Annotated in this window: 16 protein-coding genes; 8 read left to right on the plus strand and 8 right to left on the minus strand. The window is 60.2% G+C overall.

The window, feature by feature from the left end; translation table 11 throughout:
• Positions 1-65: 65 nt before the first annotated feature.
• Both ACM6JQ_RS00965 and ACM6JQ_RS00970 read right to left on the minus strand, forming a co-directional pair.
• Positions 66-773 (minus strand): PolC-type DNA polymerase III, encoded by a 708-nt coding sequence (locus ACM6JQ_RS00965; protein ID WP_123375963.1) that lies wholly within the window; start codon positions 771-773, stop codon positions 66-68.
• Positions 770-2,704 (minus strand): putative nucleotidyltransferase substrate binding domain-containing protein, encoded by a 1,935-nt coding sequence (locus ACM6JQ_RS00970; RefSeq protein ID WP_311196957.1) that lies wholly within the window; start codon positions 2,702-2,704, stop codon positions 770-772. The genes ACM6JQ_RS00965 and ACM6JQ_RS00970 overlap by 4 nt, the downstream gene beginning before the upstream one ends.
• Positions 2,705-2,961: 257 nt before the next feature.
• Between ACM6JQ_RS00970 and ACM6JQ_RS00975 the strand changes: the two genes are divergently transcribed.
• A complete protein-coding gene (locus tag ACM6JQ_RS00975; RefSeq protein WP_007910016.1) occupies positions 2,962-3,408 on the plus strand; it encodes a response regulator in 447 nt (148 codons plus the stop codon).
• Between the two features lie 193 nt (positions 3,409-3,601).
• Here the strand turns inward: ACM6JQ_RS00975 and ACM6JQ_RS00980 are convergent, their stop codons facing one another.
• A complete protein-coding gene (locus tag ACM6JQ_RS00980; protein WP_414893094.1) occupies positions 3,602-5,779 on the minus strand; it encodes a malate synthase G in 2,178 nt (725 codons plus the stop codon).
• A gap of 504 nt (positions 5,780-6,283) precedes the next feature.
• Between ACM6JQ_RS00980 and ACM6JQ_RS00985 the strand changes: the two genes are divergently transcribed.
• Positions 6,284-6,802, plus strand: coding sequence for a glycine cleavage system protein R (locus ACM6JQ_RS00985; protein WP_007910018.1), 519 nt, complete (start codon positions 6,284-6,286; stop codon positions 6,800-6,802).
• Positions 6,803-7,025: 223 nt separating this feature from the next.
• Here ACM6JQ_RS00985 and rarD read toward each other — a convergent pair whose 3' ends face one another.
• The 5 genes from rarD to ACM6JQ_RS01010 form a co-directional block, all read right to left on the minus strand.
• Complete coding sequence (gene rarD / locus ACM6JQ_RS00990; RefSeq protein ID WP_007910020.1) at positions 7,026-7,913, minus strand: EamA family transporter RarD; 888 nt, start codon at positions 7,911-7,913, stop codon at positions 7,026-7,028.
• 160 nt (positions 7,914-8,073) lie between these two features.
• The gene (locus ACM6JQ_RS00995; protein ID WP_007910023.1) at positions 8,074-9,048 is read right to left on the minus strand and encodes a serine/threonine protein kinase; all 975 of its coding nucleotides are present in this window, start codon (positions 9,046-9,048) and stop codon (positions 8,074-8,076) included.
• A gap of 170 nt (positions 9,049-9,218) precedes the next feature.
• A complete protein-coding gene (locus ACM6JQ_RS01000; RefSeq protein WP_414893095.1) occupies positions 9,219-11,120 on the minus strand; it encodes a PhoX family protein in 1,902 nt (633 codons plus the stop codon).
• Positions 11,121-11,190: 70 nt separating this feature from the next.
• Positions 11,191-11,955, minus strand: coding sequence for a TOBE domain-containing protein (locus tag ACM6JQ_RS01005; protein WP_007910027.1), 765 nt, complete (start codon positions 11,953-11,955; stop codon positions 11,191-11,193).
• A gap of 189 nt (positions 11,956-12,144) precedes the next feature.
• On the minus strand, positions 12,145-12,879 hold the full coding sequence (locus ACM6JQ_RS01010) for a ComF family protein (protein ID WP_414893096.1): 735 nt from the start codon (positions 12,877-12,879) through the stop codon (positions 12,145-12,147).
• A 91-nt stretch (positions 12,880-12,970) separates the two neighbouring features.
• On the opposite strand from ACM6JQ_RS01010, the gene bioB reads away from it, so the two are divergent.
• The 6 genes from bioB (at position 12,971) to ACM6JQ_RS01040 (ending at position 17,942) form a co-directional block, all read left to right on the plus strand.
• Entirely contained in the window at positions 12,971-14,026 is a 1,056-nt protein-coding gene (bioB, locus tag ACM6JQ_RS01015; RefSeq protein ID WP_414893097.1) for a biotin synthase BioB, read from the plus strand.
• A 130-nt stretch (positions 14,027-14,156) separates the two neighbouring features.
• Positions 14,157-15,335 carry an 8-amino-7-oxononanoate synthase gene (bioF, locus tag ACM6JQ_RS01020; protein ID WP_095112725.1) on the plus strand — a complete coding sequence of 393 codons (1,179 nt, stop codon included), beginning with the start codon at positions 14,157-14,159 and terminating at the stop codon, positions 15,333-15,335.
• Positions 15,328-16,059, plus strand: coding sequence for an alpha/beta fold hydrolase (locus ACM6JQ_RS01025; RefSeq protein WP_095112724.1), 732 nt, complete (start codon positions 15,328-15,330; stop codon positions 16,057-16,059). Before bioF ends, ACM6JQ_RS01025 begins: the two co-directional genes overlap by 8 nt.
• Positions 16,052-16,861 carry a malonyl-ACP O-methyltransferase BioC gene (bioC, locus tag ACM6JQ_RS01030; RefSeq protein WP_007910042.1) on the plus strand — a complete coding sequence of 270 codons (810 nt, stop codon included), beginning with the start codon at positions 16,052-16,054 and terminating at the stop codon, positions 16,859-16,861. Before ACM6JQ_RS01025 ends, bioC begins: the two co-directional genes overlap by 8 nt.
• Complete coding sequence (gene bioD / locus ACM6JQ_RS01035; protein ID WP_007910044.1) at positions 16,858-17,538, plus strand: dethiobiotin synthase; 681 nt, start codon at positions 16,858-16,860, stop codon at positions 17,536-17,538. Before bioC ends, bioD begins: the two co-directional genes overlap by 4 nt.
• A gap of 107 nt (positions 17,539-17,645) precedes the next feature.
• A complete protein-coding gene (locus ACM6JQ_RS01040) occupies positions 17,646-17,942 on the plus strand; it encodes a hypothetical protein (protein WP_007910046.1) in 297 nt (98 codons plus the stop codon).
• Positions 17,943-18,073: the final 131 nt, after the last annotated feature.

The raw sequence follows: 18,073 nt of genomic DNA on the forward strand, positions 1-18,073 counted from the left end.
AGCCCGAGACACCTCGGTCGGCCCCCTCTCCCTCCGGGAGAGGGCTGGGGTGAGGGGCTTTTGATTTAAAACGAAGGCGCCTGCTGCCTACGCTTCCACTGACTCAACCGCTGCTGCAAATTCAACGGACTGTGAATTTGCTGCCCCCGCGCCCGGCTGAACAGAATCAACGCCAGTTCCGCCGTCGCCAGCGCATCGGCACTCGCGTTATGCCGCTCGAACACCTCAAGCTTGAACCAGTCGATCCACTCATCCAGTCCAGCCTCACGAATGTGCGCCTGCGGACACACCAGCGGTGCAATGTCGGCGACATCAAGAAACACCTGCTGCAACTTGTGCCCCAGATGCTCCTTCAACGCGCGCCCGAGCATGTGCTGATCAAACGGCGCATGAAACGCCAATACCGGGCTGTCGCCGATAAATTCCATGAGTTCGAGCAACGCCTCGGCCGGCTCACTGCCCGCCGCAATCGCATTCGGCCCCAACCCGTGAATCAACACGCTGGGGCTGAGCTTCAATTCGCGACATTGCAACGTGCGTTCGAACTGCTGACTGAAATCGATCGCGCCGTCCTCGATCACCACCGCGCCAATCGACAACACTCGGTCTTTGCTCAGATTCAGCCCGGTAGTTTCAAGATCCAGCACCACCCAGCGCTGTTCGCGCAGTGTGCATTCGCTGAGCTGTGTAATCGTTGGCAACTGAGCCAGACGCTGCTGGAAATCCACCGGCACCACCGCACTCGCCGGGCGCAGCCACGAAAACAGGCTCATAGCTGATACCGCAAGGTCAGGCTGCTTTGCAGGCGCTGCGCCTGACGCAAGGATTCACGCAGGATGCGCCGGTCCAGGTGATTGAGGCTGTCGGGGTCTACGCGGTTGGAATAGGGCAGATTCTCGCGGGTCTGCAACTGATGCTGCTGCATGCGCGTTTGCTGAATGAAGTGATACGCCTCTTCATACGCCGCGCCGTCCAGCCGTTCGATCACTTCTTTCTCGACCAACTGACGGAAGCGTTCGAGGGTGTTGTTGGCGTCGATACCGTTAGCCAGCGCGAGCAGTCGCGCGCCATCCACGAATGGCGTCAGCCCCTGCACCTTCAGATCCAGCGTGGCTTTCTCGCCATTCTTGCGCGCCAGCACAAACTCGCGGAAACGTCCCACCGGTGGACGATTGCGCAGGGCGTTCTCGGCCATCATGCGCTGGAACAAACGGTTGTCGCCGACTTGGTCAAGAATGCCCCGGCGCAACTGTTCGCAGCTTTTTTCATCACCCCAGACCACGCGCAGGTCGAAATAGATGCTCGACCCAAGAAGATTTTCCGGCGTCGCCTCGCGAATGAACGCCGCAAAACGCCGCGCCCATTCTGCCCGCGACAGACACAGCTCGGGGTTGCCGGCCATGATGTTGCCCTTGCACAGGGTGAAACCGCACAGCGCCAGACTCTGGTTGATCTGCTGGGCAATCGGCAGCAACTTGCCGCGAATCTCTGCCGCATGTGCTGCGTCCCGCGCGTCGAACAGAATGCCGTTGTCCTGATCGGTGTGCAGCGTCTGCTCGCGGCGACCTTCGCTGCCGAAACACAGCCAACTGAACGGCACGCCGGGATCGCCTTTTTCGGCGAGGGTCAGTTCGATGACGCGGCACACGGTGTGGTCGTTGAGCAGGGTGATGATGTGGGTGATCTGCGTCGAGGACGCACCGTGGGCGAGCATGCGTTCGACCAGTTGGCCGATCTCGCCGCGCAGGCTCACCAGTTGTTCGACGCGCTGGGCGCTGCGAATCGTCCGCGCCAGATGCACCAGATCGACCCGTTGCAGGGAAAACAGATCGCGCTCGGAGACCACGCCGCACAGGCGCTGATCCTTGACCAGGCAGACATGCGCGATGTGCCGTTCGGTCATGGCAATCGCCGCATCGAACGCACTGTGATCCGGCGAAAGATAAAAGGGCGAAGGTGTCATGTGGCGCTCGATGGCTTCGCCGAAATCGCCAATACCGGCGGCCACCACATGACGCAGATCGCGCAGGGTGAAAATGCCCAACGGCGCCTTGTGTTCATCCACCGCAACGATGCTGCCGACCTGCTGCTCGTGCATCAACTTCACCGCTTCGCGCAATGGCGTGTCCGGGCCGCAGGTCACCGGGTGACGCATCGCCAGTTCGCCGAGTCGGGTGTTCAGCGAGTACTGCGTGCCGAGGGTTTCCACGGCTTTTTGCTGCACTTGCTGATTGACCTGATCAAGCAGGCTGCTGACCCCGCGCAAGGCGAAATCACGGAAGGCGTTGGACAGGGCGAACAGTTTGATGAACGCCAGTTTGTTCAGTTGCAGGCAGAACGTATCTTCGCCGGCCAGGTGTTCGGTGCGCGTCGCGCGTTCACCGAGCAGTGCGGCCAACGGAAAACATTCGCCGGTGGTGATTTCAAACGTGGTCTCGGTGCCGGGTTTGGTGATGTGCTGGCGTTCGCCAACCACCCGACCTTGTTTGACGATATAGAAATGTTCGACCGGGCCGTCGGCGGGTTTGATGATGCTCTCGCCCTGGCCGTAGAAGCGCAGCTGACATTGCTCCACCAGATAAGCCAGGTGGGCGTGTTCCATCTGATTGAAGGGCGGGAAGCGCTGAAGGAATTGCAGGGTGCCCTGAATGTTCTGCAATACCGCGGTTTTCCCTGCCTGGGTGAAGGCGTCCGCTTTACTCATAACCATTACCGCAGTCTTTTCGAATTGTTGTTGTCGGATCGTTCTGGCCATGGTCGACCCCTGCGGGCGGGGTGCCCATTGGACGTAAGTCTAGGTTTTGCCACCATTGGCGCAGTTTCGGAGATGCCCTACGCAAACAGTCGGAAATTCCCTGGTTTGCCCCCTTGGAAAAAAATCCGACGAAGTGCACATTGAAGCTCTGCCCAGCGATGTCTGACCACTTGCCAAGGGACTGTTTTGAATATTTAGAGAGCGCCATGTCCGACCACGATATTTTGAGCGATGCCGAGCGAGAAGCGCTCAGTGCAGTCATGCTCGAACCTGACCTGCCACCTCAGCGTGTATTGATCGTTGATGACGACAAGGACGCCCGGGAGCTGTTGTCGGAGATTCTCGCGTTGGATGGCATTCGTTGCATGACCGCAGCCAGTGGCGAGACGGCGCTGAAGATGCTCGAAGAAAAGCCTTCGATCGGGCTGGTGATCACGGATCTGCGCATGGGCAATGTCGACGGCCTCGAGCTGATCCGTCAGGTGCGTGAGTCGGTGAGGGCAGCGATGCCGATCATCATCGTGTCCGGCGATGCTGATGTGAAAGACGCGATTGCGGCGATGCATTTGAGCGTGGTGGATTTTTTGCTCAAGCCGATTGATACGGGCAAGTTGTTGGCGTTGGTGAAACATGAATTAGGTATCGAACCCTAGGACCTGCCGCTCTTTCGCTGATCGTTCCCACGCTCTGCGTGGGAACGCTTCCACGGACGCTCCGCGTTCGGCTTTGGAAGGGACGCAGAGCGTCCCAGGCTGCATTCCCACGCGGAGCGTGGGAACGATCAACCAAACAAAAAAGCCCTGATCTCTCGATCAGGGCTTTTTCATGTCCGGCATTCAGCGCAAGTTACAAGCCGTTGGCCTTCTTGAACTCGCGACGACGACGGTGCAGCACCGGCTCGGTGTAGCCATTCGGCTGCTTGGTGCCTTCAACCACCAGTTCGACCGCCGCCTGGAAGGCGATGTTGCTGTCGAAGTTCGGTGCTAGCGGACGGTACAGCGGGTCGTTGGCGTTCTGACGATCCACCACCGGCGCCATGCGCTTGAGGCTTTCCATCACTTGCGCTTCGGTCACCACACCGTGGCGCAGCCAGTTGGCGATGTGCTGGCTGGAGATACGCAGCGTGGCACGGTCTTCCATCAGGCCGACGTCGTTGATGTCCGGTACTTTCGAGCAGCCAACACCCTGGTCAATCCAACGCACCACGTAACCGAGAATGCCCTGGGAATTGTTGTCCAGTTCGTTCTTGATTTGCTCTGGCGTCCAGTTCGGGTTGACCGCCAGCGGGATGGTCAGGATGTCGTCCACCGAAGCGCGAGCACGTTTGGCCAGTTCGGCCTGACGGGCGAACACGTCGACCTTGTGATAATGCAGCGCGTGCAGCGCAGCAGCCGTTGGCGACGGTACCCAAGCGGTATTGGCGCCGGCCAGCGGGTGCGCGATTTTCTGCTCGAGCATCGCGGCCATCAGGTCGGGCATCGCCCACATGCCTTTACCGATTTGCGCACGACCTTGCAGGCCAGTGCTCAGACCGATATCGACGTTCCAGTTTTCGTACGCGCCGATCCACTTCTCAGCCTTCATGTCGGCCTTGCGCACAACCGGGCCGGCTTCCATGGAGGTGTGGATTTCGTCGCCGGTACGGTCGAGGAATCCGGTGTTGATGAACACAACGCGCTCGCTGGCCGCTTTGATGCAGGCCTTGAGGTTGACCGTGGTACGGCGTTCCTCGTCCATGATCCCGACTTTCAGCGTATTGCGCTTCAGGCCCAGCACGTCTTCGATGCGGCCGAACAGCTCGTTGGTGAACGCTGCTTCTTCCGGGCCGTGCATCTTCGGTTTAACGATGTACACGGAACCGGTGCGGGTGTTGCGACGCGAGGTGTTGCCGTTGAGGTTGTGCATCGCCGCGAGGCAAGTGACCAGACCGTCGAGGATGCCTTCCGGCACTTCGTTGCCGTCTTTGTCGAGGATCGCGTCGATGGTCATCAGGTGACCGACGTTACGCACGAACAGCAGCGAACGACCGTGCAACGTCACTTCACCGCCATTCGGCGCGGTGTAGGTGCGATCCGGGTTCATGGTGCGGGTGAAGGTCTGACCGCCCTTGGACACGGACTCCGACAGGTCGCCCTTCATCAGGCCGAGCCAGTTGCGGTAGATCACCACTTTGTCGTCAGCATCGACGGCGGCCACGGAGTCTTCGCAGTCCATGATGGTGGTCAGGGCCGCTTCCATCAGGATGTCTTTGACGCCGGCCGGGTCGGTCTGGCCAACGGGGGTAGTAGCGTCGACCTGAATTTCGAAGTGCAGACCGTTGTGTTTCAGCAAGATGGCGATTGGCGCGTTGGCGTCGCCCTGGAAACCGATCAGCTGAGCGTCATCGCGCAGGCCAGTGTTGCTGCCGCCATTGAGGGTGACCAGCAGTTTGCCGTCAGCGATTTTGTAGGCGGTCGAATCAACGTGGGAGCCAGCCGCCAATGGCGCAGCTTCGTCGAGGAACGCACGGGCGAAGGCGATGACTTTGTCGCCACGCACCTTGTTGTAGCCTTTGCCTTTTTCCGCGCCACCGTCTTCGCTGATCGCGTCGGTGCCGTAGAGGGCGTCATACAGCGAACCCCAGCGGGCGTTCGAGGCATTGAGAGCGAAGCGGGCGTTCATCACCGGCACAACAAGTTGTGGGCCGGCGGTGCGGGCGATTTCATCATCGACGTTTTGTGTCGTTGCCTGGAAATCAGCCGCTTCTGGCAGCAGATAACCGATTTCTTGCAGGAAGGCTTTATAGGCCACGGCGTCGTGCGCCTGACCGTTGCGTTCCTGATGCCAGGCATCGATACGAGCCTGGAAGTCATCGCGTTTGGCGAGTAGGGCTTTGTTCTTCGGCGCCAGGTCATGAATGACCTTGTCGGCACCTTCCCAGAACTTGTCGGCGGTGAGGCCGGTACCGGGAATGGCTTCGTTGTTCACGAAGTCGAACAGGACTTTGGCGACCTGCAGGCCACCGACTTGAACGTGTTCAGTCATTGCTTGCCTCACTCTGCTCAGCTATTTCGCTTTTCAGCTCTTCTATTTGACAATGAAGCCTCTGGCCATTTAAACCACAAACCTGCCGACCAGTACATGCCATTGCGGGCGGCTGGGCTGGGACCAATCAACGGCTTGGGGGCCTTGCTGACGGGGCTTTCAGGGTTGCGAACAGGCCTTGGGCAGACATCGATCCAGCGTTATGTAGTGCGCGCTGCGGCATACTACATGATGAGTTGCGCTTGTGAAAATCAGACTAATTACGTCGTTCTGCGACCTCATGTCGCATTGCGGTCACATCGCGGAACGGGATGTTCTCAAAAAACCATTGGATTGTTCCAGCTAAATATAAAAAGTTGTACACATAAATGGTATTTGGCTTCTATGGCACCGGTTTATGTGGGAGCGAGCTTGCTCGCGAAAGCGTCGGTCGCCTCAACGCAAATTCGACCCTTGCCTATACTTCCCCTTCTATAACAAAAGTCATGACAAGAGGGCGACGCCATGGACCATCTCGTACTCACCGTATTCGCCCCGGACAAGCCCGGGCAGGTCGAGCGTATCGCCCAATGCATCGCCGAGCATGGCGGTAACTGGCTGGAAAGCCGCATGTCGCGGATGGCCGGGCAGTTTGCGGGCATTCTTCGGGTGGGCGTGCCAGCGGAGGCTTACGACGAATTAGTCGATTCCCTACAAGCACTGTCGACGCATGGCATCCGCGTATTGATTGCCGAGAGTGGTATCGAGCAGTCCTGCACCTGGAAACCGATCGCCATGGAGTTGGTGGGCAATGATCGTCCCGGCATCGTGCGCGACATCACCCGGCTGTTGAGCGAGCAAGGCGTCAACCTTGAGCGGCTGGTGACAGAGGTACGTCCGGCACCGATGAGCAGTGAACCGCTGTTCCACGCCGAGGCGATTCTTGCAGTGCCACTGACCTTGTCGCTCGACGTCTTGCAGTCGCGCCTGGAAACCCTGGCCGACGATCTGATGGTCGAACTGGTGTTACGCACAGACGTTTAAGCGCTGACCGGGTTATCCAGTTTAAACGTGCACCTGCCTGTGGATAACCTGTAGAGACTGCCCGCATCGCCAGGCCCGCCGTGGCTTTACTGGAGTTGATCAAAAAACCGCCAACATTCAGTGACTTGCACACAAACGGCGGGGATCACGCTGTGGATAACCTTGGGAAGGAACGATGCAGGCCACGAGAACCGTGGCCTGTGAGGGTTTGTGCGTTTTTTGATCAGCTGCGCCGGCGCAAACTGATCACGGCATCGACGCTGTAAACGGCCAGACCGGCCCAAATGAAGATAAACGCGACTAACGTGCTCGACGACAAGTGCTCACCGAACAGCAACACCGCTTGCAGCAGCACCAGGGTCGGCGCCAGGTATTGCAGGAAGCCGATGGTGGTGTAAGGCAAGTGGCGCGTGGCGGCGTTGAAGCACACCAGCGGCACCAATGTCACCGGACCGGCCGCCACCAGCCACCAGGCTTGGGACGTGGTCCAGAACTCCGGTTGCGCACTGGTCGCGGTCTGGTTGAAGAGCAGCCAGGCAATCGCGATCGGCACCAGCATCCAGGTTTCCACCACCAGCCCCGGCAACGCTTTGACTGGCGCCTGTTTGCGGATCAGACCGTAGAAGCCGAACGTCAGCGCCAGCACCAGCGACACCCACGGCAGACTGCCGACCTGCCACACCTGTTGCGCCACGCCGACCGCTGCCAGACCGACCGCGATCCACTGCATCCGGCGCAAGCGTTCGCCAAGAATCAACATGCCCAAGAGCACGTTTACCAACGGGTTGATGTAGTAACCGAGACTCGCTTCAAGCATGCGCCCGTTGTTTACCGACCACACGTAGGTCAGCCAGTTGGCCGCGATCAGCGTTCCGCTCAAGGCCAGAATCGCCAGTCGCTTGGGATTGTCGAGCAACTCGCGCAACCAGCCCGGGTGTTTCCACACCATCAGCAACAGCGCACCAAACAGCGCCGACCACAACACCCGATGGATGATGATCTCGACCGCCGGAACCTCGGCGATGGCTTTGAAGTAGATCGGGAACAGGCCCCAGATGATGTAGGCACTCAGGCCCAGAATGTACCCGCGACGCGGGTTGGCGGCTTGCATGCAGAATCCTTGCTTAGGCAGCTAACAAAGGAGGGATTGTAAGGAGGTTGTATAGATGTGTCGTGTCAGAAAGCGAAAAGATCGCAGCCTTCGGCAGCTCCTACAGGGGAATGCGATCCATGTAGGAGCTGCCGAAGGCTGCGATCTTTTGATCTTTAATTCAGAACAACTTCAAAGGTTCTTCGTTAAGCGCTGATAGCTGCTCACGCAACGCCAGGACCTGATCACCCCAATAACGCTCGGTGCCGAACCACGGAAAGCTGTGCGGGAACGCCGGGTCATCCCAGCGCCGCGCGAGCCAGGCGCTGTAGTGCATCAGACGCAAGGCGCGTAGCGGTTCGATCAGCGCCAGCTCACGCGGGTCGAAGTCGTGAAACTCGTTGTAGCCATCCATCAACTCCGACAACTGCCCCAGGCATTCCTGGCGATCACCGGCGAGCATCATCCAGATGTCCTGTACCGCCGGGCCCATGCGGCAGTCGTCGAGGTCGACGATGTGGAACATTTCGTCGCGGCACATCATGTTGCCGGGGTGGCAGTCGCCGTGCATGCGGATGTTCTGGTGTGGCGTGTTGGCGTAGGCATCTTCCACGCGTTTAAGCAGGTCGCGGGCGACGGACTCGTAGGCCGGCAGCAGGCTTTTCGGAATGAAGTTGCCTTCCAGCAAGGTGTTCAGTGAGGCGTGGCCGAAGTTCTGCACGGCGAGGGCTTCACGGTGTTCGAACGGCTTGGTCGCGCCGACCGCGTGAATGCGCCCGAGCAACTGGCCGAGGCGATACAGCTGATCAAGATTGCCCGGCTCCGGCGCACGGCCGCCGCGCCGCGGGAACAGGGTGAAGCGGAAACCGGCATGCTCGTGCAGGGTTTCGCCGTTATGGATCAGCGGCGCCACGACCGGAATGTCGACGTCGGCCAGCTCGAAGGTGAACTTGTGTTCTTCGAGGATGGCTTCGTTGGTCCAGCGCTGCGGGCGATAGAACTTGGCGATCAGCGGTTCGGAGTCTTCGATGCCGACCTGATAGACGCGGTTTTCGTAGCTGTTGAGCGCCAGAATGCGTGCATCACTGAGGAAGCCGATGCTTTCAACGGCATCAAGCACGAGGTCGGGGGTGAGGGTTTCAAACGGGTGGGCCATGCTGACTCCTGCGCGCAGCAGGCTGCCGCGTCCGGCCCAGCATGGTAGCGCAGATGGCAGCGGGGGAGTTGGTTGGTGTCTGTGCTGACGCCATCGCGAGCAGGCTCACTCCCACAGGGGAACGCACGCATTCCAAATGTAGAAGTGAGCCTGCTCGCGATGAGGGCCTGTCAGGCGCCGACGATTCCACCATCCTCGCGAGTAATCGCCATCACCGAAGACCGCGGCTTGCCATTCGGCAAATGCTCAGGGAAGGTCGAACCACCGTTCTCCCCCGGATGCTGAATCCCGACAAACAGGGTTTTCTGATCCGGCGAGAAGCTGATGCCCGTCACTTCACAACCAATCGGCCCGACCATGAACCGACGAATTTCACCGGTCTTCGGATCGGCGCAAAGCATCTGGTTATTGCCCATCCCGGCAAAGTCCCCAGCGTTACTGGAGTCGCCATCGGTGAGAATCCACAAGCGCCCGGCCTTGTCGAAGCCCAAGCCATCCGGGCTGTTGAACATGTTCTGCGGGGTGATGTTTTTCGAGCCACCCTTCGGCGTTCCGGCATGTACGCCCGGATTGCCGGCGACCACAAACAGATCCCAGGCAAACGACTTCGACGCGTGATCGTCGCGGTCGGTGCGCCAGCGCAGGATCTGCCCGTAAACGTTCTTCTCACGCGGGTTCGGTCCGCCCACCGGTTGCCCGTCCTCGCCGCGCTTGGCGTTGTTGGTCAGGGTGCAATAGACCTGGCCGTCCTTCGGGCTGACGACGATCCATTCCGGACGATCCATGCGCGTTGCGCCGACCACGCTGGCGGCGAGGCGCGCATGGATCAGCACTTCGGCCTGATCGGCAAAGCCGCTGCTGGCGTCGATGCCGTTTTTGCCGTGGGTCAGCTCGATCCACTGGCCCTGGCCTTTCGGGTGATCGGGGTTGCTGTCGCCGTTGTCGAATTTCGCTACGTACAAGGTGCCGTGGTCGAGGATGTCGCGGTTGGCCTTGGCGTTGCGGTGGTTGATGCGGTCGCGGCTGACGAATTTGTAGATGAACTCGCCCCGCTCGTCGTCGCCCATGTAGACCACGGCGCGACCGTCGTCGGTCTCGGCCAGGGCGGCGTTTTCATGTTTGAAGCGGCCCAGTGCCGTGCGTTTGACCGGAGTCGATTGCGGATCGAACGGATCGATCTCGACCACCCAGCCGTGACGGTTGAGTTCTTTGGGGTTTTTCGCCATGTCGAAGCGCGGATCGTACGGGTGCCAGTTGATCTCGCGGCTGGCGACCGAGACGCCGTAGCGCTTTTGCGCCGGGTCGAACTGCTGCTGGGCGTTGCTGCTGCCGAAGCAGTCGGTGAAGTTTTCTTCGCAGGTCAGGTAAGTGCCCCACGGCGTTTTACCGTTGGCGCAGTTCTGGAACGTGCCGAGGACTTTCTTGCCGTGCTTGTCGGCCGCGGTTTTCATCAGGTCATGACCGGCCGCCGGGCCGCTGATGCGCAGCGGCGAGTTGCCGTGAATGCGGCGGTTGTAACGCGAGCCTTGAACGAACTGCCACTGACCGTTCTTGCGCTGCACTTCGATCACCGACACGCCTTCGCAGGCCAGTGCCTTGCGCACGTCTTCGGCCGATTGCGGCATGCCGCCGTGCGGGTAGAGGTAGCGGTAGTTGGTGTATTCGTTGTTGATCGCCATCAACGCGCGATTGCGGTCGTCGGGGAAGGCGAACAGGCTCATGCCGTCGTTGTTGTCGCCGAACTGCACTTCCTGTGCGGCTGCGGTGCCGTTGCCGCTCGGGTCGAAGGCCGGGCCATTTTTCTGCAATGGCTGGCCCCAACTGATCAGCACCGAAGACTTGTAGCCTTTGGGCAGCGTGATGACATCGGTGGTCGCAGCGGGAATGCTCTCGAAACCGAGCAGGCGGCTGTTGCCGGCGCTGACGCCGGTGGCCAGCGCGCTGCGGCTCAACAGACTGCCACCGAGGAACATCGCCGCGCCGCACAGCGCACCGGCGCCGATGAAACCACGACGGCTGAGGCCGACCATCTTTTCCAGATCAGTGGATTGGTTTTCTTCTAATAGGCTCACATCAGGCTCCCTGCTTGGTTTTGGCAGCTACCTTAATGAGCGTCGATGACGCTTTCGTTGCAGCGCCTGATTACAGCGGCGTGCCGATCAGCACATTGGACGGCGAAAACTGCACCTGCACCGGTTGCTCGACGGTCAGCCCGCGAGTGCGCAAATCGAGCGGCTCAGCCAAGGCGCAGAGGGTATGGCCGTTGGGCAGGGTAATCCGTACTTCGCTGGGGCCGTCCTCGGCGTCGAGAATCGCTTCGATAGTGCCCTTCAGAAGATTGTGACCAGACGTTGCAGATTGCTCGGTGCCGAGCAATTCCAGCCAGCCGGCCTTGATCAGCGCCACCACTTCGGTACCGCTTTGCAGCTCAAGATGCACGGTGCTGTCGTGGGTGATCTGCGCGTCGAGGCACAGACCTTCGGCCAGTTCGAGGCGGATCAGGTCATTGCGGCCCTGCGCTTCGATCGCCACGACTTTGCCGTGCAACTGGTTGCGCGCGCTGGTTCTGAGCATCAAGCGACCGAGCAGATCCAGATCGCTGGCATCTTCCGCCGCTTCCAGCACTTGGGCCTGCAAGGCTTGCAGCTTCTGATACAGGCGCAAAACGCGCTCGCCTTCGCTGGACAGTTTCGCGCCGCCGCCACCCTTGCCACCGACGGCACGCTCGACCAATGGTTTTTGCGCCAGGTTGTTCAACTCATCGATGGCGTCCCACGCCGCCTTGTAGCTCAGGCCTGCGCTCTTCGCGGCGCGGGTGATCGAACCCTGCTCGGCGATGTGTTGCAGCAAGGCGATGCGCTGCGGACGGCGGACGATGTGCTGGGACAACAGGGACGGCATGGACATGGATGGGGTGCTTTTTTGCTGTGGCGGTGGACGTGGAAGTTGGCCGCTCGCAACGCGAGAGTCAAGCCGAACCCAAATCCATTGTAGGAGTGAGCCTGCTCGCGATGGCGGTGGATCAGTCAGCATAAATGTTGGCAATGATGACGCTATCGCGAGCAGGCTCATTCCCACAGGGGGATTGTGTCGACTTCAGCTTCCAGGCTTTGGCGTGCGCGCCAGGCAATAGACATCGACCCGCGCGGCGCCAGCGTTCATCAGCAACCGGGCGAGAGCCTGTGCGGTAGCGCCGGTGGTCAATACGTCATCAACCAGCGCGAGATGTCGGTTTTTTACCTGCGCATCCGGCATGAGGTCGAAGGCATTGCGCAGATTACGTTTACGCGATTTGGCGTCGAGCGACTGCTGGGCATCGGTGTCCTTGACTCGGCGCAGAACCGTTTCTTCACACGGCAGATCCAGCGACTCACTCAACCACCGCGCCAACATAGCTGCCTGGTTGAACCCGCGTTGACGCAGGCGTTTGTTCGCCAGCGGTACCGGCAACAACGCATCAGGCCGTGGCAAACCCTCATCGAAGCGATGTTGTAGGTATTGCCCGAGAACGTCGGCGAGCAGGTGGCCAAACGGCCATTTTGCGTTGTGTTTAAAGCGCGTAATCAAACTGTCGACGGGGAAGCCATACTGCCACGGCACCACCACCTGTTCGAACGCCGGCGGCTCTAGCAGGCACTCGCCGCAGGTCAGGCCCGCGGCGAGGAGTGGCAAGGCGCAGGTCTGGCAGTGGTCGCCGAGCCAGGGCAGATCAGTTTCGCAAGCCACGCAAATTGGCATTTCTGCTTCTGCCGGCTCATCGCAAAGCAGGCAGGTTTGTACATTATTTAAACAGATGTAAACCTGTCCTTCGTATCGTGGTTGACAGCGCATGACTCTTCCTTAAATATGCCGAACATCCGTGTCGCGCCTGTGGGTATTCCGTTCCCGCAGCCGCCAGCCAAGCATAACCAAGGAACTACCCATGAGCGCGAGCACCACTGCCACCCTGCGTCACGACTGGTCTCTGGCCGAAGTCAAAGCACTCTTCGTACAGCCATTCAACGACTTGCTGTTCCAGGCGCAAACGGTGCACCGCGCACATTTCAACGCCAACCGCGTTCAGGTTTCGACCCTGCTGTCGATCAAGACCGGTGCCTGTCCGGAAGACTGCAAGTACTGCCCGCAGTCCGGTCACTACAACACCGGCCTGGAAAAAGAAAAGCTGATGGAAGTGCAGAAGGTCCTCGAAGAGGCAGCACGCGCCAAGGCAATCGGCTCGACACGTTTTTGCATGGGCGCGGCGTGGAAGCATCCGTCGGCCAAAGACATGCCGTACGTGCTGAAAATGGTTGAAGGCGTAAAGGCCATGGGCCTGGAAACCTGCATGACTCTTGGCCGTCTCGACCAGGACCAGACCGAAGCACTGGCCAAGGCCGGTCTCGATTACTACAACCACAACCTCGACACGTCGCCCGAGTTCTACGGCAGCATCATCACCACCCGTACTTACAGCGAGCGTCTGCAGACCCTGGCTTACGTGCGTGAGTCGGGAATGAAGATCTGCTCCGGCGGCATCCTCGGTATGGGTGAATCGCTGGATGACCGCGCCAATCTGCTGATCCAGTTGGCCAACCTGCCGGAGCATCCGGAATCGGTGCCGATCAACATGCTGGTGAAAGTCGCCGGTACGCCACTGGAAAACGCCGAAGACGTCGACCCGTTCGACTTCATCCGCATGCTCGCCGTGGCGCGCATCCTCATGCCGCAATCCCACGTGCGCCTGTCCGCCGGCCGCGAAGCGATGAACGAGCAGATGCAGGCCCTCGCATTCTTTGCTGGGGCCAACTCGATTTTCTACGGCGACAAGTTGCTGACCACCGCCAACCCGCAGGCAGACAAGGACATGCAACTGTTTGCGCGTCTGGGTATTCAGCCGGAAGCCCGCGAGGAGCATTCCGACGAGGTGCATCAGGCCGCGATCGAGAAGGCGCTGGTGGAGCAGAAGAGCAGCGAGCAGTTCTACAACGCCGCCGTCTGATCGCCATACGGATTCCATGTAGGAGCTGCCGAAGGCTGCGATCTTTTGATCTTGTCTTTTAAAAAACAACATCAAAAGATCGCAGCCTTCGGCAGCTCCTACACAGTCATTTTTCAGATGTGAGGCCTGCATGTCTTTCGATCTCGCCGCACGCCTTGCTGCCCGTCGTGCCGAAAACCTCTATCGCCAGCGACCGCTGCTCGAGTCCCCGCAGGGGCCGCAAGTGGTGGTCGACGGCAAACCGCTGCTTGCCTTTTGCAACAACGACTACCTCGGTCTGGCCAATCACCCGCAAGTGATCGAAGCCTGGCGCGCCGGCGCTGAACGTTGGGGTGTCGGTGGTGGCGCCTCGCATCTGGTGATCGGCCACAGCGGGCCGCATCACGCACTGGAAGAAGCGTTGGCCGATCTCACCGGGCGTCCGCGTGCGCTGTTGTTCACCACCGGCTACATGGCCAATCTCGGCGCCGTCACGGCGCTGGTCGGGCAGGGCGATACGGTGCTGGAGGATCGGCTCAATCACGCCTCGTTACTGGATGCGGGTCTGTTGTCCGGCGCGCGTTTCAATCGCTATCTGCACAACGACGCGGTGAGCCTGGCCAAACGTCTGGAGAAAGCTACCGGCAATACGTTGGTCGTCACCGATGGCGTGTTCAGCATGGACGGCGACCTCGCTGATCTGCCGGCATTGGCCCGCGAAGCCAAGGCCAAAGGCGCGTGGCTGATGGTCGATGACGCTCATGGTTTCGGGCCGCTGGGTGCAAATGGCGGCGGGATTGTCGAGCATTTCGGTTTGAGTCAGGAGGACGTGCCGGTGCTGGTCGGCACCCTCGGTAAAGCGTTCGGCACCGCTGGCGCGTTCGTCGCGGGCAGCGAAGAGCTGATCGAAAGCCTGATCCAGTTCGCCCGTCCGTATATCTACACCACCAGTCAGCCACCGGCGCTGGCCTGCGCAACGCTGAAAAGTCTGGAGCTGCTGCGCACTGAGCATTGGCGTCGAGAACATCTACAAACGCTGATCCGTCAGTTCCGCCATGGCGCCGAGCAGATTGGCCTGGAGTTGATGGACAGCTTCACGCCGATTCAGCCGATCATGATTGGCGATGCCGGGCGCGCCGTGCGGCTGTCGCAGATGTTGCGCGAGCGCGGCCTGATGGTCACGGCGATCCGCCCACCGACCGTGCCCGCCGGCAGCGCTCGCTTGCGCGTGACCCTGACTGCCGCCCACAGCGAGGCGCAGGTGCAGCTATTGTTAGAGGGACTGGCCGATTGCTTTGCCCAACTGTCGTCGGAGCCAAGCCATGCGTGATCGCCTGATTCTGCTGCCCGGCTGGGGCCTCGGTGTGTCGCCGATGGAGCCTCTGGCTGCGGCGTTGCAGGGGCTCGACGAACATCTGAAAGTCGACATCGAGCCGCTGCCGGAGCTGGATTCCAGCGATCTGCAAGACTGGCTCGAGGAACTCGATGAAAACATTCCTCAAGACGTCTGGCTCGGTGGCTGGTCGCTGGGCGGCATGCTTGCGTCCGAACTGGCGGCGCGCCGCGGCGAGCGTTGCTGCGGGTTGCTGACGCTGGCGAGCAATCCTTCTTTTATCGCCCATGAACAATGGCCGAACGCGATGCCGGGCGAAACGTTCGATGTGTTTCTCGCCGGTTGCCAGGCCGATCCGCGGATGACCCTCAAACGTTTTTCGCTGCTCTGTGCTCAGGGGGCGCAGGATCCGCGCGGCCTGTCGCGATTGATGTTGGGCGGCGCACCGCACACTGCGCCGACTGCATTGATGGCGGGACTGGAATTGCTCGCGCAGATGGACACACGCGAAGCCCTGCAAGCATTTCGCGGTCCGCAATTTCATCTGTTCGCGGGACAGGATGCCCTGGTCCCGGCGGAAGCGGCAGGGGCGTTGTTCGCCCTGTTGCCGGATATCGAAATAGGTCTGATCGAACAGGCCTGTCATGCGTTTCTTCTGGAAGACCCCCACGGACTGGCGGGCGCTATCCAGGCTTTTCTACACGAGTGCGGTGATGACTGATTTGTCTCTTGTGCTGCCTGGCGGCTTGCCTGACAAGCGTCAGGTCGCAGCCTCTTTTTCTCGCGCGGCGGCCAGTTACGACAGCGTCGCCGAGTTGCAACGTGATGTCGGTACACAATTGCTGCAGCGCTTGCCGGTGGATTTCGTACCAGCGCGCTGGCTGGATCTGGGCTGCGGCACGGGGTATTTCACCCGGGCGCTGGCCTCGCGTTTTGTTGAAGGCCATGGTCTGGCGCTGGATATCGCCGAAGGCATGCTTGAGCATGCGCGGCCACTGGGCGGTGCCGAGCATTTCATTGCTGGCGACGCGGAGCGGCTGCCGCTGCAGGAGTCGACCTGCGACCTGATTTTCTCAAGCCTCGCGGTGCAGTGGTGTGCGGATTTCGATGCAGTGCTCAGCGAAGCTTTTCGCGTGCTGAAACCGGGTGGGATTTTTGCGTTTGCTAGTCTTTGTGTAGGGACGCTGTTTGAGTTGCGCGACAGCTGGCGGCAAGTCGACGGGCTGGTGCACGTCAACCGCTTCCGCGAGTTCGCCCGTTATCAGCAATTGTGTGCGGCCAGTGGTTTGCGCACGCTGAGTCTGGAGAATCAACCACACGTGCTGCATTACCCGGATGTGCGCAGCCTGACCCATGAATTGAAAGCCTTGGGCGCGCACAATCTGAACCCGGGGCGGCCGGGCGGTTTGACCGGGCGGGCGCGGATTCTCGGTTTGGTTGAAGCTTACGAGCAGTTCCGTGAGGCGTCGGGGTTGCCGGCGACTTATCAGGTGGTCTACGCCGTGTTGGAGAAACCCGTATGAGCGCAGCCTATTTCATCACCGGAACGGATACCGATGTCGGCAAGACCACCGTTGCCGCCGGGTTGCTGCATGCAGCTCGTTCGGCGGGCTTGAGTACGGCGGCGGGCAAACCGGTGGCGTCCGGGTGCGAAGTGACGCCCAAGGGGCTGCGCAATTCCGATGCGTTGGCGCTGTTGGCCGAATGTTCGCTGCCGCTGACTTATCAACAGGTCAATCCGGTAGCGTTCGAGCCGGCGATTGCTCCGCATCTGGCAGCGCGCGAGGCCGGAGTAGCGTTGACCGTGCAATCGTTGCTGGCGCCGATGCGTGAGATTCTGGCAATGAATGCCGATTTCACCTTGATTGAAGGCGCGGGCGGCTGGCGAGTGCCGCTGGCGGATCAGGATAATTTGTCGGATCTGGCGATTGCCTTGAAACTGCCGGTGATCCTGGTGGTAGGCGTGCGGCTGGGTTGCATCAGTCATGCCTTGCTGACGGCGGAAGCGATCGCCCGTGATGGGCTGCAGTTGGCCGGGTGGGTGGCGAATATCATCGATGCGAAGACTTCGCGGCTGGAAGAAAACCTCGCGACGTTGGCCGAGCGGATTCCGGCGCCGTGCCTGGGGCGCGTGCCGAAACTCAAGGCCTTGAGTGCAGAGGCGGTGGCCGATCATTTGCAACTGGATCTGCTCGACTAAGCTTTTCTCTATGGGCAGGCACTGTGCCATTAGTGTTTTTGACGGGTGTTTTTCTGACGCCTCTGCTTCAATGGCGCCATTGATCCTTCCCAAGGATGAGAACCGTTATGGAAATCTCCGGTAACACAGCTTTTTACGCAGGTCTGAGCTCGATTCAGAGCGGGCAGAACCGCGTCGATCAGGCGGCCAGCCAGATTGCCAATAATACGATTGAACGCTCGGTGACCAGCCAGTCGTCCGAAGTGCAGGTTGACCGTCTACGCGGTGTCGATCGTGCCCAGCAATCGGATCTGGCCAGCAATATGGTCGAGATGTCTCAGGGCAAGATCCAGGCGGAGCTGGGTGTGAAGGTCGCCAAAGCCTCCGACGAAGTGCTCGGTACGATCATCGACACCTTCGCCTGATTTTTCTGTCTTCTGCACGCTGAACGCCGCGACCTGTCGCGGCGTTTTTCATGGTAAGTCCTTCTCCCTCAACTAATCTTTTTTCAGCACCCGTGACTCGTGCGAGCTCATGGCGGTTTGCTGTGCCCTGC

Origin of the sequence: Pseudomonas sp. IT-232MI5 (assembly GCF_949767845.1) — a bacterium.
Classification (GTDB): Bacteria; Pseudomonadota; Gammaproteobacteria; order Pseudomonadales; family Pseudomonadaceae; genus Aquipseudomonas.